20 protein-coding genes are annotated in these 20,955 nt (G+C 71.5%); 6 read left to right on the forward strand and 14 right to left on the reverse strand.

Annotated elements, in window-relative coordinates:
• Positions 1–34 precede the first annotated feature (34 nt).
• Positions 35–1,216 (forward strand): pyridoxal phosphate-dependent aminotransferase, encoded by a 1,182-nt coding sequence (locus ACYQ1K_RS05485; RefSeq protein WP_459981799.1) that lies wholly within the window; start codon positions 35–37, stop codon positions 1,214–1,216.
• Between the two features lie 28 nt (positions 1,217–1,244).
• On the opposite strand, the gene ACYQ1K_RS05490 is transcribed toward ACYQ1K_RS05485, so the two are convergent.
• Entirely contained in the window at positions 1,245–2,606 is a 1,362-nt protein-coding gene (locus ACYQ1K_RS05490) for a vWA domain-containing protein (RefSeq protein WP_459981800.1), read from the reverse strand.
• The gene (locus tag ACYQ1K_RS05495; RefSeq protein WP_459981801.1) at positions 2,603–3,472 is read right to left on the reverse strand and encodes an AAA family ATPase; all 870 of its coding nucleotides are present in this window, start codon (positions 3,470–3,472) and stop codon (positions 2,603–2,605) included. Before ACYQ1K_RS05495 ends, ACYQ1K_RS05490 begins: the two co-directional genes overlap by 4 nt.
• An 84-nt stretch (positions 3,473–3,556) precedes the next feature.
• Between ACYQ1K_RS05495 and ACYQ1K_RS05500 the strand changes: the two genes are divergently transcribed.
• The 4 genes from ACYQ1K_RS05500 to ACYQ1K_RS05515 are packed head-to-tail and all read left to right on the forward strand — an operon-like array spanning position 3,557 to position 7,187.
• On the forward strand, positions 3,557–4,408 hold the full coding sequence (locus ACYQ1K_RS05500; RefSeq protein ID WP_459981802.1) for an SMP-30/gluconolactonase/LRE family protein: 852 nt from the start codon (positions 3,557–3,559) through the stop codon (positions 4,406–4,408).
• Positions 4,409–4,466: 58 nt separating this feature from the next.
• Positions 4,467–5,177, forward strand: coding sequence for a response regulator transcription factor (locus tag ACYQ1K_RS05505; RefSeq protein WP_459981803.1), 711 nt, complete (start codon positions 4,467–4,469; stop codon positions 5,175–5,177).
• A 16-nt stretch (positions 5,178–5,193) separates the two neighbouring features.
• Entirely contained in the window at positions 5,194–6,618 is a 1,425-nt protein-coding gene (locus ACYQ1K_RS05510) for a sensor histidine kinase (RefSeq protein WP_459981804.1), read from the forward strand.
• Positions 6,615–7,187 carry a DUF3558 family protein gene (locus ACYQ1K_RS05515; RefSeq protein ID WP_459981805.1) on the forward strand — a complete coding sequence of 191 codons (573 nt, stop codon included), beginning with the start codon at positions 6,615–6,617 and terminating at the stop codon, positions 7,185–7,187. Before ACYQ1K_RS05510 ends, ACYQ1K_RS05515 begins: the two co-directional genes overlap by 4 nt.
• Before the next feature lie 9 nt (positions 7,188–7,196).
• Here the strand turns inward: ACYQ1K_RS05515 and zwf are convergent, their stop codons facing one another.
• The 10 genes from zwf to ACYQ1K_RS05565 all read right to left on the reverse strand — a co-directional run bounded on the left by zwf (position 7,197) and on the right by ACYQ1K_RS05565 (position 17,735).
• Positions 7,197–8,633, reverse strand: a complete 1,437-nt coding sequence (zwf, locus tag ACYQ1K_RS05520; protein ID WP_459981806.1) for a glucose-6-phosphate dehydrogenase — start codon at positions 8,631–8,633, stop codon at positions 7,197–7,199.
• Between the two features lie 63 nt (positions 8,634–8,696).
• A complete protein-coding gene (locus tag ACYQ1K_RS05525; RefSeq protein WP_459981807.1) occupies positions 8,697–9,092 on the reverse strand; it encodes a VOC family protein in 396 nt (131 codons plus the stop codon).
• Between the two features lie 4 nt (positions 9,093–9,096).
• A complete protein-coding gene (locus ACYQ1K_RS05530) occupies positions 9,097–10,476 on the reverse strand; it encodes an anthranilate synthase component I family protein (RefSeq protein ID WP_459981808.1) in 1,380 nt (459 codons plus the stop codon).
• Complete coding sequence (locus ACYQ1K_RS05535; RefSeq protein ID WP_459981809.1) at positions 10,473–11,090, reverse strand: anthranilate synthase component II; 618 nt, start codon at positions 11,088–11,090, stop codon at positions 10,473–10,475. The genes ACYQ1K_RS05530 and ACYQ1K_RS05535 overlap by 4 nt, the downstream gene beginning before the upstream one ends.
• Positions 11,091–11,096: 6 nt before the next feature.
• On the reverse strand, positions 11,097–13,118 hold the full coding sequence (locus ACYQ1K_RS05540) for an anthranilate synthase family protein (RefSeq protein ID WP_459981810.1): 2,022 nt from the start codon (positions 13,116–13,118) through the stop codon (positions 11,097–11,099).
• 69 nt (positions 13,119–13,187) lie between these two features.
• On the reverse strand, positions 13,188–13,784 hold the full coding sequence (locus ACYQ1K_RS05545) for an SGNH/GDSL hydrolase family protein (protein ID WP_459981811.1): 597 nt from the start codon (positions 13,782–13,784) through the stop codon (positions 13,188–13,190).
• Positions 13,785–13,928: 144 nt separating this feature from the next.
• Entirely contained in the window at positions 13,929–16,115 is a 2,187-nt protein-coding gene (locus tag ACYQ1K_RS05550; RefSeq protein WP_459981812.1) for a HelD family protein, read from the reverse strand.
• 174 nt (positions 16,116–16,289) lie between these two features.
• Positions 16,290–16,688, reverse strand: coding sequence for a type II toxin-antitoxin system VapC family toxin (locus ACYQ1K_RS05555; protein WP_459981813.1), 399 nt, complete (start codon positions 16,686–16,688; stop codon positions 16,290–16,292).
• Complete coding sequence (gene vapB, locus ACYQ1K_RS05560; protein WP_459981814.1) at positions 16,676–16,930, reverse strand: type II toxin-antitoxin system VapB family antitoxin; 255 nt, start codon at positions 16,928–16,930, stop codon at positions 16,676–16,678. Before vapB ends, ACYQ1K_RS05555 begins: the two co-directional genes overlap by 13 nt.
• Positions 16,931–16,982: 52 nt before the next feature.
• Positions 16,983–17,735, reverse strand: coding sequence for an enoyl-CoA hydratase family protein (locus ACYQ1K_RS05565; protein ID WP_459981815.1), 753 nt, complete (start codon positions 17,733–17,735; stop codon positions 16,983–16,985).
• 111 nt (positions 17,736–17,846) lie between these two features.
• Between ACYQ1K_RS05565 and ACYQ1K_RS05570 the strand changes: the two genes are divergently transcribed.
• Positions 17,847–18,404, forward strand: a complete 558-nt coding sequence (locus ACYQ1K_RS05570) for a protein-L-isoaspartate O-methyltransferase family protein (RefSeq protein ID WP_459981816.1) — start codon at positions 17,847–17,849, stop codon at positions 18,402–18,404.
• Positions 18,405–18,408: 4 nt separating this feature from the next.
• Here ACYQ1K_RS05570 and ACYQ1K_RS05575 read toward each other — a convergent pair whose 3' ends face one another.
• Both ACYQ1K_RS05575 and dinB read right to left on the reverse strand, forming a co-directional pair.
• Positions 18,409–19,686: a YihY/virulence factor BrkB family protein gene (locus tag ACYQ1K_RS05575; RefSeq protein WP_459981817.1), complete on the reverse strand. Its 1,278-nt coding sequence runs from the start codon at positions 19,684–19,686 to the stop codon at positions 18,409–18,411.
• A 17-nt stretch (positions 19,687–19,703) separates the two neighbouring features.
• Positions 19,704–20,954, reverse strand: coding sequence for a DNA polymerase IV (dinB, locus tag ACYQ1K_RS05580; RefSeq protein ID WP_459981818.1), 1,251 nt, complete (start codon positions 20,952–20,954; stop codon positions 19,704–19,706).
• Position 20,955: the final 1 nt, after the last annotated feature.

Here is a 20,955-nt window from a genome sequence, read left to right on the forward strand (position 1 = left end):
GGGCACAGCACCCTCGGGCGCTAGGTTCGAGGCCATGGATGACCGCTGGGCCGCCGCGTCACGGGCGAACGTTCCGCCCTTCCACGTGATGGACATGATCGAGGCCTCGACGGCGCGCCAGCGCACGCACGGCGACGCGCTCAACCTGCTCTCGGGACAGCCGTCGACGGGCGCCCCGACGCCGGTCACCCAGGAGGCCGTGCGCCTCCTGCAGTCACGTGACCCCCTCGGCTACACGCCCGCGACCGGCATCCTCGAGCTGCGCGAGGCCATCGCCGCGCACTATGGGACCCGCTACGACCTCGACGTCGACCCCGACGACGTCGTGGTGACGACCGGGGCCAGCGGCGGCTTCCTGCTGGCCTTCCTCGCCGCCTTCGAGGTCGGCGACAAGGTGGCCATGGCCCGGCCGAACTACCCCTGCTACCGCAACGTGCTCCAGGCGCTGGGCTGCCAGGTCGTGGAGGTCGAGACCGGCCCGGAGACCCGCTTCCAGCCGACCGTCGAGCAGCTCGCCGAGATCGGTGACCTCAAGGGCGTCCTGCTCGCCTCTCCGGCCAACCCGACCGGCACGATGGTGCTGCCCGAGGAGCTCGCCGCGATCGCGGCATGGTGCCAGGAGAGCGGCGTCCGGCTGATCTCCGACGAGATCTACCACGGCATCGAGTACGCCCCCCTCGACGGCCATGCCCCCCTCGCCCGGTGCGCCTGGGCGACGAGCCGCGAGTCGGTGGTCTTCGGCAGCTTCAGCAAGTACTTCTCGATGACGGGCTGGCGGATCGGCTGGCTGCTGGCGCCCCGCCGACTCCGTCGAGCGATCGACGTCCTCACCGGCAACTTCACGATCTGCCCGCCGACGCTGGCGCAGCGGGCCGCCGTACGGGCCTTCACGCCGGAGGCGATCGCCGAGCTCGACGGGCACGTCGCGCGGTACGCCGCCAACCGCGCACTCCTCCTCGACGGGCTGCCGCGCCTGGGCGTGACCCGGCTGGCGCCGGCGGACGGCGCCTTCTACGTGTACGCCGACGTCGGGCACCTGACCGACGACACGATGGCCTTCGCGCACCGGCTGCTCGCCACGACCGGCGTGGCCCTGGCCCCCGGGATCGACTTCGACACGACCGACGGCGGGCGCTTCGTGCGGATGTCGTTCGCCGGCGACGGCGCCGAGATCAGCGAGGCACTGGACCGGATCTCGGGGGTCCTCACCGGCTGACGCCGCTCGAGACATCGGAGGCGCCCGCTCAGAGGATGTCGTGCACGAACTCCGTCAGCTGCGTCAGGTTGCGGCACTCGACCATCGGCACGACGGCGCCGTACTGCGACGCCACCGAGTCGCCGGTGTCCCAGTTGCGGCGTGCCTCGGGGTTGAGCCACCACGCGTGGCGGGTCCCATCCACCAGCCCGCGCAGGGTCGGGAGCGAGAGGTCGCTGTAGTTCGACCGCGCGTCCCCGAGGATCAGCAGGGACGAGCGCGGCCCCAGTGCGTCGCCGTGCTCCTCCTTGAACCTGCCGAAGGCGCGGCCGTAGTTCGTGCGGCCGAAGCGGGCGGCATGCGATGTCGCCGCGGCCAGCCGCGTCATCGTGTCGACGAGGTCGGCGCCGGGCTCGAACTGGTCGGTGACCTCGTGGATGTCGTCGACGAACGTGAACGCGCGCACCTTCCCGAGCTGCTCGCGGAGCGCGAAGACGAGCATGAGGGTGAAGGTGGCGAAGTTCGCCACCGAGCCGCTGACGTCGCAGAGGATGACCAGCTCGGTGCGGTGCGGCCGCTTCGGCCGGTGGTGGGTGGTCAGCGGGACGCCTCCGGTGCCGATCGAGGCCCGGACCGTCCGGCGCATGTCGATCGGGCCCCGCCGGCGGGCATGCCTCTCCTTGGTCAGCCGCGTCGCCAGCCGCCGCGCGAGCGGGTAGATCTCGCGTCGCATCGCCTCGAGGTCGACCCGCCGCGCGGAGAGGAAGTCGAGCCGGTCGATGGTCGGCCGCACCGTGATCCGTGCGATCTGGTCCGGGCCCTTCTCCTCGGCGATCCGGCGGCGCGCGTCGGCCTCGACCATCCGCTGGTAGGAGCCGATGCGCTTGGTCGCCGCACGTCCGGCCGCCTCCTCGGTCCAGCCGCCACGCCGCAGGCCCTCGATGAGCCGGAGCGTCAGCTCGTCGGTGGAGAGCCGGCGCAGCGCCGTGTACGCCGACCAGCTGCTCATCCCCGGCCCGCGACCGGGCATGGCACCGAACCGTCCGACCGCCTCGGCCGCGAGCTGACGCAGCCGCTCGACGTCGTCGGCCTCGAGGGCGTCCGCGAGCTCCTCGGTGAAGGCGGCCAGGTCGGCGGCGCTGTCCTTGACGGGTCCGGGCGAGGGTGCCGCGGCCGCGACCCCTTCTCCCACCATGCGCGGGAAGTAGATCTCGAACAGCTCGTCGAAGGTCTGCCGCTGGCTCTGCCGCTTCACCAGCGTCGCGGCGTAGGTGTCGTGCACCTGCTGGCGCTCGCCCCAGCCGACGAGCCCCAGCGCGGCGACCGCGTCGAGGTCCTCCGAGAGCGACACCGGCATCCCCGCGGCCCGCAGGGCCTCGAGGAACGCGATGTGCCGGTCGAGCAACGTCATCGCAGTTTGAGCTCCCGGACCGCGCGCTCAGTGTCGGACGCGTGCTTGAGGACCACCCCGAGCGTGTCGTCGATGGCCTTCGCGTCGAGGTCGTCGATCTGCAGCGCCAGCAGCGTCCGGGCCCAGTCGACCGACTCGGCGATGGAGGGCGCCTTCTTGAGCTCGAGGTCGCGCAGCCGTGCGACAGCACTCACGAGCTGGTTGGCCACCACCTCGTCGAGATCGGGCACCTGCGAGAGGACGATCTCCCGCTCGCGCTCGGTGTCCGGGTAGTCGAGGTGCAGATAGAGACACCGCCGCTTGACCGCCTCGGAGAGCTCGCGGGAGGCGTTCGACGTCAGCACCACGAAGGGCCGCCGCGTCGCGACGACGGTGCCGAGCTCGGGGATGGTGACCTGGAAGTCCGAGAGCACCTCGAGCAGCAGGCCCTCCACCTCGACGTCGGTCTTGTCGACCTCGTCGATGAGCAGCACGGTCGGCTCGTCGCGCCGGATCGCGCTCAGCAGCGGCCGGGTGAGCAGGAACTCCTCGCTGAAGATGTCGTCGTGGGTCTCCTCCCACGCCTGCCCGTCCCCGGCCGCCTGGATGCGGAGCAGCTGCTTCTTGTAGTTCCACTCATACAGCGCTCGCGCCTCGTCCAGCCCCTCGTAGCACTGCAGCCGGACGAGGTCGGCGCCCGTCGCACGCGCGACCGCCTTGGCCAACTCGGTCTTGCCCACGCCCGCCGGCCCCTCCACCAGGAGCGGCTTCTCGAGTGCACGGGCGAGGAAGGCGGTCGTCGCCGTGGCGGAGTCGGCCAGGTAGCCCACCTCCGCCAGTCGCGTCGTCACGTCGGAGGGTGAGGAGAACCAGGCCATGGAGCCCATCCTCCCGCATGGGTCCCGTCGGCGGCCCGGCATGCCTAACGTAGGGCGCATGACCCCGACTCACCGACGGCGAGCGCCGCACTGATGGACGTCTTGGCCGGTGGCCTCGGGCTGCTCGAGTCCCCGCGCTGGCACGACGGCCGACTCTGGTTCAGCGACTGGACCGGCGGCCGGATCCTCGCGCTCACCGACGACGGCGAGCTCGAGGTGATGGTCCGTCACACCTCGCTGCCGCTCTGCTTCGACTTCCTGCCGGACGGTCGGCTCGTGCTGGTCTCGGCCTCCACCCGGGCACTGCTGACGCTCGAGGCGGACGGCACGCTTGCGACGTACGCCGACCTCGCCCCGCTGTCGGCGTACGGGTGCAACGACATCGTGGTGGACGGGCGCGGCAACGCCTACGTCAACTGCGGGAACTTCGACTTCGCCCAAGGGCCGCCGCCCGGAGAGCGGCAGCCCGGCTTCGTCGCGCTGGTGCGCTCCGACGCCAGCACGCAGGTGGTCGCGGACGACCTCGCCTTCCCCAACGGCATGGCGATCACGGCCGACGGTCGCACGCTCGTCGTGGCCGACTCCTACCGCAGCCAACTGGTCGGCTTCGACATCGCCGAGGACGGATCGCTCGCCGGCCGCCGGGTGTGGGCGTCGCTCGGCACCGACAACCCCGACGGGATCTGCCTCGATGCGGAGGGAGCGGTGTGGTACGCCGACGTCCCCCACCAGCACTGCGTGCGCGTGGCCGAGGGTGGCGAGGTGCTCGCGACGGTGCCCCTCGACCGCGGCGCCTTCGCCTGCATGCTCAGCGACACGCCGGAGCTGTTCGCCGTCGGCGCGCGCTGGCCGGGCGCCGATGCACTCGCGACCCACACGGAGTGGGACGGTCAGGTCGTGCGCATCCCCGTGGACGTGGGTGGAGCGGGATGGCCGGCGCGCTGAGCGCGCCGACTCGCCCGACTCTCAGCGCCCACTCAGCCGTCGATGGCACTCTGGTGCCGTGACCAGCCCTGCCGCGAGCAAGCCACGCGTCCTCGTCGTCGAGGACGACAAGGCCGTGCGCGAGTCGCTGCGGCGCTCGCTCGAGTTCAACGGCTACGACGTCTCGCTCGCCGGCGACGGCGCCGAGGCCCTCGCCGTCATCGCGTCGGCGCGGCCCGACGTCGTCGTGATGGACGTGATGATGCCCCGGCTCAACGGGCTCGAGGCGACCCGGGCCCTGCGCGCGGCCGGCAACGACGTGCCGATCATCGTCTTGACCGCGCTCGACGCGGTCGGCGACCGCGTCGACGGCCTCGACGCCGGAGCCGACGACTACCTGACGAAGCCGTTCGCGCTCCCCGAGCTCCTCGCCCGGCTGCGTGCGCTTCTGCGGCGGGCGATTCCCGCCGAGGGGCCGGAGGACGAGGTCCTCTCGTTCCTCGACCTCACGATGAACGTCGCCACCCGCGAGGTGACCCGGGGCCCGCGGCGCATCGACCTGACCCGCACCGAGTTCACGCTGCTGGAGATGTTCCTGCGCCGGCCGCGGCGAGTCCTCGAGCGCTCCTTCATCCTCGAGGAGGTGTGGGGCTTCGACTTCCCGACGACGGCGAACTCGCTGGAGGTCTACGTCGGCTACCTGCGCCGCAAGACCGAGGCCGAGGGTGAGTCCCGGCTCATCCACACCGTCCGCGGCGTCGGCTACGTGCTGAGGGCCGACGACGCATGACCCGCCCGCCCTCGTCATGACGGCTCCGTTCCTGGAGCGGGCACCCGGCGGCGCCTGGCACTACCGGCGCTCGCTCGCCAGCCGGGTCACGCTGCTCACGACCCTCGCCGTCGCGATCGTGGTCGCCGTGGGCTCCGTCGGGGTCTACTTCACGGTCCGCATGCAGCTCACCTCGACCCTCGACGACTCGCTGCTCCACCGCGCGCAGCTGGCCGCCAGGTCCTCCGCGCTGCAGGAGCTGACCGGGGCCTACATCCCGGCGGCTGCACTCGGGGCGGCCGACATCCGGATCGCCTTCGTCTACTCCGACGCCGCGGACACGCGCGTCTACATCCCCGACCGCACCAGCAGCAGCCTCTTCCTGAAGCTGGCGAACGCCGAGCGTGACGTCGCGCGGGGCGACAGCATGTCGAGCATCCGGACGATCCCGGTCAACGGCGAGCGCTACCGGGTCGTGACCGTGCCGACGACCGTCCCGGGACAGGCGCTCGTGCTGGCCCAGTCCCTGAGCCCCCAGGAGCGCGTGCTGCGCCGGCTGGGCATCATCATGCTGCTCTCCGGGCTCCTCGGTGTCATCATCGCCGCCTTCGCAGGGTGGGGGGTCGCCGTCAACGGGCTCCGGCCGGTCCGCCGGCTCACCCGGTCGGTCGAGGAGATCTCACCGAACGACCTGGCCCCGCTGCCGGTCGAGGGCGACGACGAGATCGCCCGGCTCACCATCGCCTTCAACGGTCTGCTGGCGGCGCTCGACGCCTCCCAGGAGCGCCAGCGGCAGCTCATCGCCGACGCCGGTCACGAGCTGCGCACCCCCCTGACCTCGATGCGCACCAACATCGATCTGCTCACCCAGGCCGACCTCGACCTCACCCGGGAGCAGCGCGCCGAGCTGCTGACCGACGTACGCGCCCAGATGGAGGAGCTCACCTCGCTCATCGGCGACCTCGTCGAGCTGGCCCGCGACGAGCCGCTCGCCCCGGTCGTCGAGGCCGTGGAGCTCCACGAGATCATCGACCACGCCGTGTCGCGGGTGCGCCTGCGCGCTCCGTCGGTGACCTTCGACGTCGACGCCGAGCCCTGGTGGGTGGTCGGCGAGTCGGCCGGCCTCGAGCGTGCCGTCACCAACATGCTCGACAACGCGGCGAAGTGGAGCCCCGCCGACGGGTGCATCCGCGTCACGTTGCGAGACGGCGTCCTCACCGTCGACGACGAGGGACCAGGGATCGCCGAGGCCGACCGACCGCACGTGTTCGACCGCTTCTACCGCTCCGCGGAGTCGCGCGCCATGCCGGGCTCCGGGCTCGGCCTCTCGATCGTCCGACAGACGGCGGAGCGTCACGGCGGCACCGTGCTCGCCGAGGAGGCACCGTCCGGCGGCGCGCGCCTGGTGCTGCGCGTCCCGGGATCCACTGCACCGATGCCGAAGGAGGCACCGACCAGGTGACGTACCGCATCACCGCCTCCCTCATGGCGGCCCTGCTCGTGCTGCTCGCCGCCTGCTCGACACACGACGGGCCGTCCACCGCGGCATCGGCGGGCGCAGCGTCTTCCTCCAGGTCTGCGTCCGACGCCTCGTCCCCCTCGGCCACGACCAGCGAGCCCGACATCAACCCGTGCGACGGCGTGGACGCCGCTGCGGTGGCGCGCGTCCTCGGCGCGCAGCTGCGGAAGGAGACCGGCACCGCGGACTCGCCACGCTGCGCGCTCCTGCCGGTCACGAAGGGCGGGCCGACCTTCGAGCTCTCCTACCTCTGGTTCGACCAGGGCCTCGAGGCGGCCTGGTCGACGATGAAGGTCCCCGCCGGCACCGTCAGCCAGCCGAAGGTCGCCGGAGCCGACGACGCCCGGCTGGTCGTCAACAGCTCGCCGTCGGCGTACGCCGTCTCCGCGTTCCTGCAGAACGGCAAGCTGATCCAGACGGTCAACGCGCTCGCGCTCCCGCCGTACGACGGCCCGCGGGTGCTCCGCGCGACCAGGGTGCTGCTCGGGCAGCTGTCGGCGGCGCGAAGCTGACTCGGGACGCTAGCGCGTCGTCGTGGAGGTCTCGCGCCAGGACCGCTCGAACGGCAGCCGCCAGGCGTGCGGCGCGATGAGCTGGTGGATCGCGTTGGGACCCCAGGAGCCCGGCGCATAGAGCCGCACCGGCGGCGGCGCGTCGAGCAGCGGCTGCGAGATCTCCCAGAGCGTCTCGATGCCCTCCGCGGTCGTGAAGAGCGTGTGGTCGCCGCGCATGGCGTCGTGGATCAGCCGCTCGTAGGCCTCCAGCACGCCGACCGCCGAGGAGGTCTCCGTCGTGGCGAACTGCATCGACAGCTTCTCCAGCTTCATGCCCGGGCCGGGCCGTTTGCCGTAGAAGGAGAGCGACATGCGGGACTGGTCGGCCAGGTCGAAGGTCAGGTGGTCCGGCCCCTGCGTGCCGGCGTTGGACCCCGCCGGGAACATCGTCAGCGGTGGCTCCTTGAACGCGATCGAGATGATCCGCGCCCCCTCGGCGAGCTTCTTGCCGGTGCGCAGGAAGAACGGCACCCCCGCCCAGCGCCAGTTGTCGATGATCACCTTGAGCGCGATGAAGGTCTCGGTGTCGGAGTCGTCGGCGACCTCGTCCTTGCCGCGGTAGCCGGTGTACTGACCGCGGACGACGTTGGCCGGGTCGATCGGACGGATCGACCGGAAGACCTTGTTCTTCTCGTCGCTGATCGGTCCCGGGGCCAGCGAGGTCGGCGGCTCCATCGCCATGAACGCGAGCACCTGCATGAGGTGCGTGACGACCATGTCGCGGTAGGCGCCCGTCGACTCGTAGAACGCCGTGCGCCCCTCCAGGCCCAGCGTCTCGGGGACGTCGATCTGCACGTGGTCGATGAAGTTGCGGTTCCAGATCGGCTCGAACAGACCGTTCGCGAAGCGGAACGCCAGGATGTTCTGCGCCGCCTCCTTGCCGAGGAAGTGGTCGATCCGGAAGATCTGCTCCTCGTCGAAGACCTGGTGCACGGCGGCGTTGAGGACCTTCGCCGAGGCCAGGTCGGTGCCGAAGGGCTTCTCCATGATGATGCGCGCACGCTCGACCAGGCCCGCCTCGTCGAGCTCGTGGATGACGTCGAGGGCAGCCTTCGGCGGGACGGAGAGGTAGTGCAGCCGCTGCGCGGGACCACCGAGCTTCTCCTCGGCCTGCCTGACGACGTCGGCGAGCGCGTGGGCGCCCCGCGACGTGGGGATGTAGCAGAGCATCGAGGCGAACGGCGCCCAGCGCTGGTCGGTGACCACACCCTTGCCGAACTCCTCGCAGGCATCGCGGGCGAGCTTCACGAAGCCCTCGGTGTCGATGTCCTCCAACGAGGTGCCGACGATCATCGAGTCCTGCAGCAGCCCTGCCTCGAAGAGACGGAGCAGGCCCGGGAGCAGCTTCCGCCGGGCGAGGTCGCCCGTCGCCCCGAACAGCACGATGACGTGCGGCTGAGCCATGTCGTCCACGGTAGTCCTCTCCTGTTGCCCCGCTGTTGCGTCCTCAACTCACTCGGTGGACCATCACTGCCCCGGCCATGCGAAGAGGCAGAAGGTGTGCCCGGCCGGATCGGTGAAGACCCACAACGGCTCCTCGGGGTCGTCGGACCGGTCCATCCGCACGACCGCTCCCAGCTCGGTTGCCCGGTCGTGCTGGGTCTTGAGCTCCTCGACGCTGTCGACGAGGAAGTCGAGGTGCAGCTGCTGCGGCACCGCCGGGTCGGGCCACGTGGTGGGGGTGACGTCGGCCGCCTGCTGGAACGCCAGCCGCTGCCCCTGCGGGCCGACCAGCGTCCGCCAGCTCACGTCATCGGCGTCGTAGCCCTCGGGAAACCTCCAGCCGAGCAGATCGCGGTAGAACTCAGCCAGGCGCGGGACGTCCGTGGTGTCGAGGACGACGTTGCGCAGCGAGATGCCCATGTGCTCAGCCTGCCACGCCGCCGCTGCCGTCGTCGTCGACCGCCTCCAGCGCCGCGAGCAGACGCTGCGCCTTCAGGACCGTCTCGTCGTACTCCTCCTCCACGTCGCTGCGCACCGTGATCCCGCCGCCGGTGCCGACCGTCCACCGCTTTCGGTCAGGGCTGGTCAGCGTCCGGATGACCACTCCGAGATCGGCTCGTCCGTCGGCACTGACCCAGCCGAAGGCGCCGGCATAGGGACCGCGCGGACCGCCCAGCTCGGGCGGTGTCTCGACGCGGTCGATCAGCTCCATCGTCCTCAGCTTCGGAGCTCCCGTCATCGACCCGGCCGGGAAGAGCGCCCGGAGCGCCTGGATCGTCCCGACCCCGTCGCGCAGCCGTCCGCGGATCGTGCTGACGAGCTGGTGGACGCTCGCGTAGGACTCGACGTGCATCAGCTCCGGAACGCTCACGGTGCCGGGCTCGCAGACCATGGAGAGGTCGTTGCGGAGGAGGTCGACGATCATGAGGTTCTCGCCGCGGAACTTCGGGTCCTCCGCCAGGCGGCGGGCGTTCTCCCGGTCGGTCTCCGCGTCCTCGCCTCGGGGCATGGTCCCCTTGATGGGGCGGGTCTCGATCCAGCCGTCCGCGTCGACCAGCGCATACCGCTCCGGGCTCGAGCTGAGCAGCCACGCCTGCGCGCCGGGCACATCGTGCTGCAGGAAACCGGCGTAGGGCGCCGGGTTGAGGTGGCGCAAGGTCAGGTACGCCGCCGCCGGGTCCAGCGCCTTCCCCACAGCGACCCGGTAGGTCAGGTTGGTCTCGTAGGTGTCCCCCGCGTGCAGTGCCTCCTGCACCTGCTCGAACGCCCGGCGGTAGGGGGCGGGGGCGGGGGCGGAGTCACCGGTGAACCGGGGACTCCGGAACTTCTTGGGTGCCGTGGCCCCTGAGAAGTTCCGTTCTTCCCTGGGTCCTGTGACCGATGTGACCGTTGGGACGACAGGCTCGTGCTCGATCATCCGGAGATGACTCGGCCGCATCCAGACCGCATCGGGCAGGTCGGCGGACGGCGCGGCGGGCAGATCGGCCCGGCAGGCGTAGCCGAGGTAGCCGAACCACTGCCCCCCGGTCGCGACCTCCCGCTCGAGCACCTCGAAGATGTCCTCACCGACCACGAGAGCGCGGCCCTCAGCGTGCCGGGTGACCTCCCGACGCGCAGCCGAGTAGGACAGCGACACGTCGGACGGCTCGAGCCATCCGAGCACCGAGCGCCGGCCCGACCACTCCCGACCGCCGCCTCCGTCGAGCCACACGCAGCGTGGGTGCGCGCCGGCGACCCGGGTGAAGAGCTCCTCGACCCCTCGTGCTGAGTGGGACGGTGACCCATGGGTCGCGTCGGCACTCACGAGACCCCCAGGAAGTTGGCGACCAGCGCCTCTCCGTGCTCCGACAGCACCGACTCGGGGTGGAACTGGACGCCCTCCAGGGGCAGGGTCCGGTGCCGCACGCCCATGACCACGCCGTCCGAGGTCCAGGCCGTCGCCTGCAGGCAGTCGGGCAGCGCCACCGCGGCCAGCGAGTGGTAGCGCACCACCTCGAACGGTGACGGCACGCCCGTGAACACGCCTCGCCCGTCGTGCGACACCGCCGCCACCTCGCCGTGCGCGGGCGCGACGCGGTCGACCACGCCGCCGTAGGTCGTCACGATGCCCTGCATGCCGAGGCAGACGCCGAGCACGGGACGGTCGGCGGCGAGCAGCACGTCGCGCCCGAGAGCGAAGTCGCGCTTCGAGCCCGGATGGCCGGGCCCTGGTGAGAGCACCACGTGCGAGTAGCCATCGAGATCCGCCCAGGTCGCCTCGTCGTGCTCCAGGACGTCGGGAAGGGCGCCGGTGACGCCGGCGATGAGGTGGACCAGGTTCCAGGTGTAGGAGTCGTGGTGGTCGACGACCACGACGCTCGGGGTTGTGAAGCCCAGCGTGACCCCAGGGGCACGCTGGGCTTCACGAGGCAGTGCCACGGCGCGTCAGTCCAGCAGCAGACGGGCCACGAGCTCGTGGAGCACGTCGTAGCCGCGCTCGGTGAGGATCGACTCCGCGTGGAACTGGATGCCCTCGAAGTGCGGGCCGTGCACCGCGTGGACATCGCCCGAGTCCGGGTCCGTGTCCACGGTCACGCCGGCGGGCAGGGTCTCGATACGCTCGCTGGCGCTCGCTACTCGACCTCCGAGATCGCTGGCGCTCGCTACTCGCCCGACGAACGTGTTGTAGAACCCCACCCGCTCGGTGCGGGCCTGCCCGCGGATCGTGAGCGGCACGGCCGACTGCGTGCCTTGGAAGACGATGTCCTTGTAGTGCAGGCCGATCCCGAGCTGGTGGCACAGCGCCTGATGCCCGAGGCACACCGCGAGGAAGGGCCGCCGCGTGGCGAGCAGCGAGGAGACCGCCGCGCGGAGGTTGGCCATCTTCGGGTCGGCGTCGTCGCGGGGGTCGCCGGGACCTGGGCCGACGATGACGAGGTCGTAGCCGTCGAGGCAGCCCTCGGCGTAGTCCTCGTGCCGCACCACCGCCGAGGTCATGCCGAAGACCCCGAGGATGTGGCGCAGCATCTTCACGAAGTCGTCCTCGCCGTCGAGGATGACCACGGAGCGACCGGCCAGGCGCGGGTCGGGCGCCGAGCCGGCCTGGTCGGTCAGCCAGAACGAGGACAGCCGCCGGTTGCGCTTGTTGAGCTCGAGCAGCACGTCCTCGTCGGCGACCAGCTCGGGGACGCCGAGCCCCGAGGGGACGGGCGCCGGCGGGACGAGTCCGAAGGCGGCGAGGATGCCGCCGGCCTTGGCGTGGGTCTCGGCGACCTCGTACGCCGGGTCGGAGTCGCGCACGAGTGTCGCACCCGCGGTGACCTTCAGCTCGCCGGAGACCGACACGTCGGCCGTGCGGATGACGATCGGGCTGTCGAGGATCGGCGCGCCCGACGGGTCACGCCCGAGGATGGCCAGGGCGGCGCCGTAGTAGCCACGCCCCTCCGGCTCGTAGGCCTTGATCAGCCGGCACGCGTTCTCGACCGGGGAGCCGGTGACGGTGGCGGCGTACATGGTGTCGCGCAGCACCTCCCGCGGGTCGCGCTCGGTGTGGCCGGCGAGGAGATACTCGGTGTGGATGAGCCGTGACATCGGCTTGAGGAACGGCCCCAGGACCTGGCCGCCCTCGGAGCAGATGTCGCACATCATCTTCAGCTCCTCGTCCACGACCATGTAGAGCTCGTAGATCTCCTTCTCGTCGCGCAGGAAGTCGAGGAGGGCGGGCTTGAGCTCGGCCGTGACGGCCTCGACGGAAACATCTTCGGTGGTCGAGTAGCGAGCGCCAGCGAGCGTATCGAGACCCGGCAGGCGGAACGTGCCGGAGATCGGGTTCATCCGGACGTCGCCGTCGACGATGGACACGTGCCGCTCGGGCGAGGCCCCGATCAGATACCGGTCGCCCGTGAAGAACAGGAAGGTCCAGTAGGCGCCACGCTCGCGCTCGAGCAGCCGGCGGTAGACCGTCAGCGCCTTCTCGACGCCCCAGTCGGCCACGACGGCGCGGTAGTGCCGGCCGATCACGAGGTTGGCGCCCTCGCCCTGGCCGATCTCGTCGCGGATGATCGCCTCGACGGTCTTCTCATACTCGGCGTCGGAGGTCTCGAAGCCGCCCCGGTCGGTGAACTCGATCTCGCCTGCCGGCAGAGCCTCGATCACGTCGGCGACCGTCAGCTCGATCTCGGTCTCGACGTCGACCACGACCAGAGGCGTCCCGTCGTCATGCGCCTCGAAGCCGCGCTCGGCGACCTGGCGGAACGGCACCGCGACGAGCCGGTCGACGGTGTGGCCGGGCTCCGGCGCACCGGTCTCGAGAGGTACGTCGAGAAGCGACTGCGCCACCCAACGTCGCCCACCGAGCGCACCGATGGTGTCCTTGCCGCCCACCCTCGTCGAACGACGGATGAGCGCCCACGCCTCGTGCCCCTGGATCGCGGCGATGGCGTCCCGGGCGTTCGTGTGCGTGGTCATGGACAGCAGGGTAGTGGCCGGTCGCCACCTCGTTTCCGACGAGCACCCGCCGTGGACGGCAGGTCGGGATCAGCGACAGCCGCTGTCCGTCTTGAGCAGGAGCTCGACCCAGCGGGGGTAGCCGTCATCCGTGGGATGGAGGCCGTCACGCAGCCACTGCGGATGCGCAGCGGCGACCGCGCGCCACGGCACGGCGCAGGTGTGCGGCCGCTGCCGGCTGATCTGCTGCATCCAGCGCGCATAGCGCAATGTCGCCTGCACCCCGGTGGTCGACCAGCGCGCGTTCGGGGACTTGTACGGCGTCACCAGCAGCACCCTCGTCGAGGCCGGGAGCCGCGCGATCGCGGACACGTAGTCGGCCTTCGACCATCGCGGCGTCTGGTTGGAGCCCAGCTCGATGACGACCCGGGAGGGGTGTCGATCGACGGCCCGCACGTTCTCGATCAGTTGCGGGAGCGTCGAGACAGGGCGCCCGTGCAACGCGTTGATGGTCCAGTCGGGCCGGCGACGCGCGAGCTCGGAGGCGGCTCCTGCCGTGATCGAGTCGCCGATGACGTAGGACCCTGCCGGCGACCAGGCGATCCGGTTGACCGGCGGTCCGACCTGCCGGCCGTGCAGCTCGCGGCCGGCGTGCGCGGGGCAGAGGAGCGACGCCGCCACGGCCACCGCAGCGAGAGCAGCGAGAGCACCAAGGGCAGGACTGAGGAGCAGGCGCAACGGCGAGCGGTCGCAGATGCCCGCGGACGACCGACCATCTGCGTCCGCTCGCCGCGCATCCCGTGAACATCTGCGACTGCTCGCCGTCATCGGTCAGCCGATCGTCGTGAGCAGCTGGGTCGCGCGGGTGAGGACGACGTACAGCGTCGCACGCCCGGTCGGTGACTCGTCCTCGATCTCCTGCGGCCGCACGACGACGATGGCGTCGAACTCGAGGCCCTTGGTGTCGAGGCCGGTGAGGACGACCACGCGGTCCTCACCCGAGGGTGCCGACCCGGCGTCCGCCGCCGAGGCTCGCGCCGACGGGGCGTCCTGCGCGAGCTCGGGCCACGAGGCGAGCCAGGAGTTGACCTCCGACCGGCGGGCGAACGGGACGACGATGCCGACGGTGCCCGTGACCTCTGCGGCGAGGCGGACGACCTCCTCGCGGGTGGTCGCCTCGAGATCGGTGACGGCGTCGAGCACGCGAGGCTCGACCCCGGTCGACCGCACGGCCGTCGGCAGGTCGGCGTCGAGTCCGACACGTTGGGCGTACGCCGCCGCGAACGCGTAGATCTCAGCGCTGTTGCGGTAGTTCGTGCCGAGGTGGAAGTCGTGCACCGGCTTGCCCTCGAGCGCCTCGGCACGTGCCGCGGCCGCCTCCTCCGGGACGGGCCACGAGGACTGCGCGGGGTCGCCCACGATCGTCCACGATGCGGTGCGACCGCGCCGTCCCACCATCCGCCACTGCATGGGCGTCAGGTCCTGCGCCTCGTCGATCAGGACGTGGGCGAACGGGTCGTCCTCGATGCGGTGGGTCGGCGGCCGCCAGCCAGGGCCGGTCGCGAACTCCCGGTCCGCCGCCGTCATGAGCTCCTGCACGTTGATGCCGAGCTCCGGGTCCACGTCCCGCTCGTCCTCCGGGGCCTCGGGCATGTCGCCCAAGGCGTAGCGCAGCTCGTCGAGGAGCGGCACGTCCTGGATGGAGAGATCGACCCCTCCGTTCGCGGCAGGGTGCGAGGACCACGACTTCAGCAGCAGCGTCTGGTCCTCGGCCGAGACGACACCGTCGCCCACCCGGGCTAGGAACTCCGGCTCACGCAGCCAGCCGAGCACGGTCTGCGCGTCCAGCGCCGGCCACCACCCGGCCGCGAAGTCGAGGAAGCGCTGGTCGCCCAGCATCTCGTCCTCGAACGCCTCCTTGCCACGCTCCCGCCCGCGCTCACCGCGGACCTGGCGCCACAGGGCGTCCAGCAGCGTGTTCGCCACGCGTGGGAGCTGGCGGTTGCGTCGGCCCTGGCTCATGAGCTGCCGGCGCAGCTGGCCGAGCTTGCCGCGGTCGAGGGTCAGCACGTCGTCGCGGTAGAAGATCCGGAACTCGCTCGGGCTGCTCGGCGCCTGCTGCCGGGCGGCGCGACGCAGCAGCTCGGCCATCCGGGCCGAGCCCTTGACCGCGGCGACGGCCGGCTCGTCCTGCCGGGTCGCCCTCACGCCGTCGACGACCTCGCCGAGGCTGCGCAGCGCCACCGCCGTCTCGCCGAGGCTCGGCAGGACGCGGGCGATGTAGGTCATGAAGACACCGGACGGGCCGACGATGAGCACGCCGCCCGACTCGTAGCGGCGACGGTCGGTGTAGAGCAGGTACGCCGCTCGGTGGAGCGCGACGACCGTCTTGCCGACACCCGGGCCACCGGAGATCGACACCACGCCCTTGCCCGGCGCGCGGATCGCCTTGTCCTGCTCGGCCTGGATGGTGGCGACGATGGAGTGCATCTGCCGGTCGCGCGCACGGCTGAGCTGGGCCATCAGGGCGCCCTCGCCGACGATGGGCAGCTCGGTCTCGACGGTGCCGTCGAGCAGCTCGTCCTCGACACCGAGGACGTCGCGCCCGCGCGAGCGCAGCACCCGGCGGCGTACGACGCTCTGCGGCTCCGCCGCGGTCGCCTGGTAGAAGACCGCGGCCGCGGGTGCGCGCCAGTCGATCAGCAGCGAGTCGCGGTCGTCGTCGCGCAGGCCGATCCGGCCGATGTAGCGCGGCTCCTCGTCGACGTCAGGGCGCAGGTCGAGGCGGCCGAAGACCAGCCCCTCGTGCGCGGCGTCGAGCTGCGCGATGCGCCGCGCGGCCTGGAAGACCATCGCATCGCGCTCGACCAGCCCGCCCTCGTGACCGAGGCCGCCGCGCGCGTAGCCCTCCGTCGCCAGCGCCTGGGCCGACTTCGCCGACCTCTCGAGCTGCACGTAGACCCGGTCCACGAACGCCTGCTCGCGCGCGATCTCCTGTTCGACAAGCTCCTCGCTCAACCCGCTGTCCCCTCGAGGCTCATCTGTGTCCCAGCCACCCCTCTCCTACGGGGGCAGCGAGTCGACAAGCCTACCCGTCGACCCGCCGCGGACGCAGATCGTCTCGACAATTCCCCACCCGGGACGTCATGCGAGACGGCTGTCACAACGGCCACCTCGTAGGACGCTGCGGGGTCACCACACCTCGATGACGAGTCCCTCGACCCGCTCGAAGTCGCGGCGGTTGCGGGTCACGAGCGGCACCCCGAGGGCAAGCGCGTGTCCGGCAATCAGGAGGTCGTAGCCACCGATCATCGTGCCGGCCTCGGCGAGGGCGGCTCGCACATCGCCGGACCGCTGCGCGGCGGCAAGGCTCAGGTCCTCGATGTGCAACCGGCTGAGCGCGGCCTCGACCAGTCGCCTCTCGAGGTCCGGCTGTCGCGCCCGCGCCGCGCCTAAGCGCAGCTCCGCCACGGTCACGACGGAGACGCACACATCAGGCGTTGCCTGCAACCGTCGGTCGAGCTCGACGTCGCGACCACGCACCAGCTCGACCATGACATCGGTGTCGAGCATGCGCATCAGTCGCGCCACACACGCTCCTGCGGCTCAGGCTGGTCGCGCTCGGGGAGCTCGCTGTCGGGAAACTCTCGCCTCAAGGCGTCGCGGAGCTCGAAGAAGCCGCCCCATGAGATGTCGACGCGCACCGGCCGGATGAGGCGCGCCTCGCCTTCGACCGTGATCTCGACCTCGCTGACGTCCTCAGGGAACGCGACGTCCTTGGGCAACCGCACCGCTTGGGTCCGGTTGCTGAGGAAGAGCTTGGTATGAACCACGACCACCTCCTTGTATATACCCATCGTATATACAAAGATCCGTCCACGCCAGTCACGTCCGGGAGAGGAAGGCCCGCATCGCCTCGCGAGCCTCATCCGACGCGAACAGCCGCGCGCTCAGGGCCGCCATCTCGTCGGCCCCGGCGTCGATACCGGCCAGGAGCGGCCGGGCGAGCAGCGCCTTGGTCTCCCGCAGCCCCTGCGGTGCCCCGGAGGCGACCGAGCCGCACACCCGCGCGACCTCCTCCTTCACCGCGTCACCGGCGACGACGCTCGTCACCAGGCCGAACTCGCGCGCCGCAACGGCGCCGAACCGCTCGCCGGTCAGGCACGTGTACGCCGCCGCCCGGCTGCTCAGCCGCGGCAGCACCGTCAGCGAGATCGCCGCCGGCGTCAGGCCCAGCTTCACCTCGGTCAGCGCGAAGTCCGCCTCCTCGGCCGCCACCACGATGTCGGCGGCGGCCACGATGCCGATGCCGCCGGCGCGGACCGGTCCCGCCAGCTCGACCACGACCGGCTTCGGGTGGGCGACGATGGCCCGCTGCAGCGCGACGATGGAGCGCGGCCCGTCCTCCGCGGCGCCGCTCGAGGCCTCGGAGAGGTCCGCTCCGGAGCAGAACACGCGCCCCGAGGAGGCGAGCAGGACGACCTTGACCTGCTCGTCGCCGGCCGCGCGCTCGAGCCGCTCCAGCAGCTCGGCCATGAGCTGCCTCGACAGCGCGTTGCGGTTGTGCGGGGAGTCGAGGGTGATCGTCGCGACCGAGTCTGCGACGTCGTAGTGGACCAGCTCTGCGCTCTCAGCCATGGTCGTCATCCTGCCCCACTCCCTCCCTGCACCTGGACCGAGGAGTCCGGACGGCCATTAGCATCGGCGTCGTGGCCTCGCACGAGGACGCGTGAAGGGATACCGGGAGGCATGGACCGCGTCGACGAGGCCTTCGCGGCAGTCCCGCGGGAGGGCTTCCTCCCCGAGGCGGAGCGACACCGCGCCGCCACAGACGCTCCGCTGCCGATCGGTCATGGGCAGACCAACTCGCAGCCGTCGACCGTGGCCGCGATGCTGCGGCTGCTCGACGTCCGCGCCGGCCATCGGGTCCTCGACGTCGGCTCGGGGTCGGGCTGGACGACCGCCCTGCTCGCCCACCTGACCGGACCGGGTGGAGCGGTCGTCGGCGTCGAGCTCGACCCCGAGCTCGCTCGCTGGGGCGCCTCGAACCTCGCCGCCACGGGCCAGCCGTGGGCGCGGATCGAGCCGGCCACGCGAGGCGTTCTCGGGGTGCCGGCGGAGGCGCCGTACGACCGGATCCTCGTCTCCGCCGGTGCCACTCGGATGCCGCGGCCGCTGCTGGACCAGCTGGGCGACCCGGGCCGGCTCGTGGTGCCGGTCGGCGGCTGGATGACGCTCGTCGTCCGCCGTGAGGGGCGCGAGGAGATGTCGACGCACGGCGCCTACCGGTTCGTGCCGCTGCGCTGAGCCCTCAGCGCCGGTCGCGCGGCTGGCCGGCCCCGCGCGGCCCCGGCGCCTCGACCGCCGGCGCCGGCCCGCCGACCGCAGGCCCGCCGACCGCAGGCCCGCCGACCGCAGGCCCGCCGACCGCAGGCCCGCCGACCGCAGGCCCGTCGACGGCGGGGCCGTCGACGGGGGGGCGCCCGGGCGCGTCGACCTCCGGCCGGCCGGCTGTCTCGATCTCCCCCGGCCTGGACCCATCCGCCTCGAGGCGGCGCCGCGAGCGTCGGCTCTTCCGCGCCCAGCTCGGGTCCATGACGATCTCGTGGGTGTCACCGTCACGACCGTCGAAGGTCACCGCCACGGTCTCGAACCCCTTGTGCCGGTTCATCAGCGCGTACGACGCATAGGCCCGCCGGTCCGCGTCGGTCAGGTCCACCGCGTCGGTGAACGGCGTCAGCAGGGCGCGCGGCCACAGCCGGCGGACCAGCACCACGTTGATCTCGATGCCGAGCACGCCCATCACCGCCGCCACGTAGATGAAGGCGACCAGGCCGAGGATGGTGGCGAAGGTCTTGTTCATGCCCTGGGCCTCGTTGATGACCTTGGTCACGTAGACCGCGCCGCCCCACTGGAGGATCTGCCACATGATCGCCAGCGCGAACGCACCCGGCGCCGCCGAGCGCAGGGAATGGTCCCGGGCGGTGGCGAGGCGGAACAGCAAGGTGAGCATGGTCCCGATCAGGAGCACGGTGACGGTCGTGATCAGCCACCGCAGCGTGGTGTTGATGCCCGTGCCGAAGACCTGGGTGTTGGCGCCGAGCGTCGAGACGATGGAGAGCGCCAGCACCGCCACACCCGCCGTCGCGAGCACGAGGAGGCTGCGCAGCCGCAGCAGGAACGGGTTGGGGCGGCTGTTGCGCGGCACCGACCAGGCGGTGTTGAGGGTGTTCTGAATGGCCTGGCCCAGGCCCATCGCGCCATAGAGAGCGGCCAGCGAGCCGACGATCACACCGCCTGTCGAGCCCTGGATCGACTCCGGCCGGCCGAGCTGGTCGCCGATGATCGGGAACTGGCTGAACGCCGAGTTGAGCAGCTCATGCTGCAGCTTCGGGTTGCCGTCGAGGAAGAAGCCGAGGATCGAGGAGCCGATCAGCATCAGTGGGAAGATCGCGATGAAGGCGTAGTAGGTGACGACGGCGGCGAGGTAGTTGCCCTGGTCGTCGAAGAACTTGTAGATCACGCCGATCGGGAACGCCACCGGGGGAAACCGGCGCTGGGCCTGGTCCACCGCCGCCACGACGCTCACGCGGGCAAGGCTAGTGGCTAGGGCATCGCACCCTCGCGATCGCGAGCGGAAGCGCGCGTCGGGGCTGCACCGGACCCGGCCAGGCCCGGGTCCGGGAGGGTAGGCATCTCGTGCCCGACGTGCCGGCCCACCAGCACCGCCCGTGTCACCGCCTGCTTCCCGAACCGGTCGCTGATCGCATCGAGGGCGCCGTCGAGCTCGACGCCACGCGTCTGGGCGGTGAAGAGCGGCAGCTCGAGCTGCTCGGTGCGCGCGTCGACGAGGCCGGAGATGGTGATGCCGAGCAACGTGCAGCCACGCTCCTCGATGAGCGGACGCGCGTCGTGCAGGACGCGACGGCCGGTCGCCAGCCAGGTCGCGGTCGCCCCGGTCGAGCGTGGGATGGTGGCCGATCGTGTGGCACGGGTGTAGTCGTCGAACCGCAGCCGGAGCGTGAAGGTCCGCCCGATGCGCTCACCGGCACGCAGCCGACGGGCGACACGGTCGACCAGGGCCGCGAGCAGCGCCTCCAGGTCCTCGAAGGAGCGGTGACGCCGGCCGAACGCGCTCTGCGACCCGATCGATCGGCGCCGTCGGCCCACCTCGACGGGGCGAGGGTCACGGAGGTTGGCGAGGGCATGCAGGTGCCGCCCGGACGCCTTGCCGACGGCGAACGTGAGCTCGGCCTCCTGGCGCGCCGCGAGCTGGCCGATCGTGAAGATGCCCTCCGCATGCAGCTTGGCCGCGGTCACCGCACCGACGCCCCACAGCCGCTCGACGGGGAGCGGGTGGAGGAAGTGCTCCTCGCCGTGGGGAGGGACGAGCAGCAGACCATCGGGCTTGCTCACCGCGCTGGCCACCTTGGCGAGGTACTTCGTCCGTGCGATCCCCACCGAGATCGGCAGGCCGACCTCCTCGCGCACCCGCGCTCGCAGGGCAGCCGCGATCTGCTCGGGCGGCCCGACCAGCCGCCGCAGACCGCCGACGTCGAGGAACGCCTCGTCGATCGAGATGCCCTCCACCAGCGGCGTCGTGTCGCGGAAGATCTCGAAGACGCGCTTGCTCGCCTCGACGTACGCCTCGAACCGCGGCGGCACGACGACCGCATCCGGGCACGCCGCCTCAGCGGCGCGGCCGCCCATCGCCGAGCGGACGCCGAACGCCTTGGCCTCATAGCTCGCCGCCAGCACGACCCCGCCGCCGACGATCACCGGCCGGCCGCGCAGCCGAGGGTCGTCGCGCTGCTCGACCGACGCGAAGAACGAGTCGAGGTCGGCGTGCAGGATCACG

The sequence above is a fragment of the Nocardioides sp. AN3 genome, from assembly GCF_054653495.1.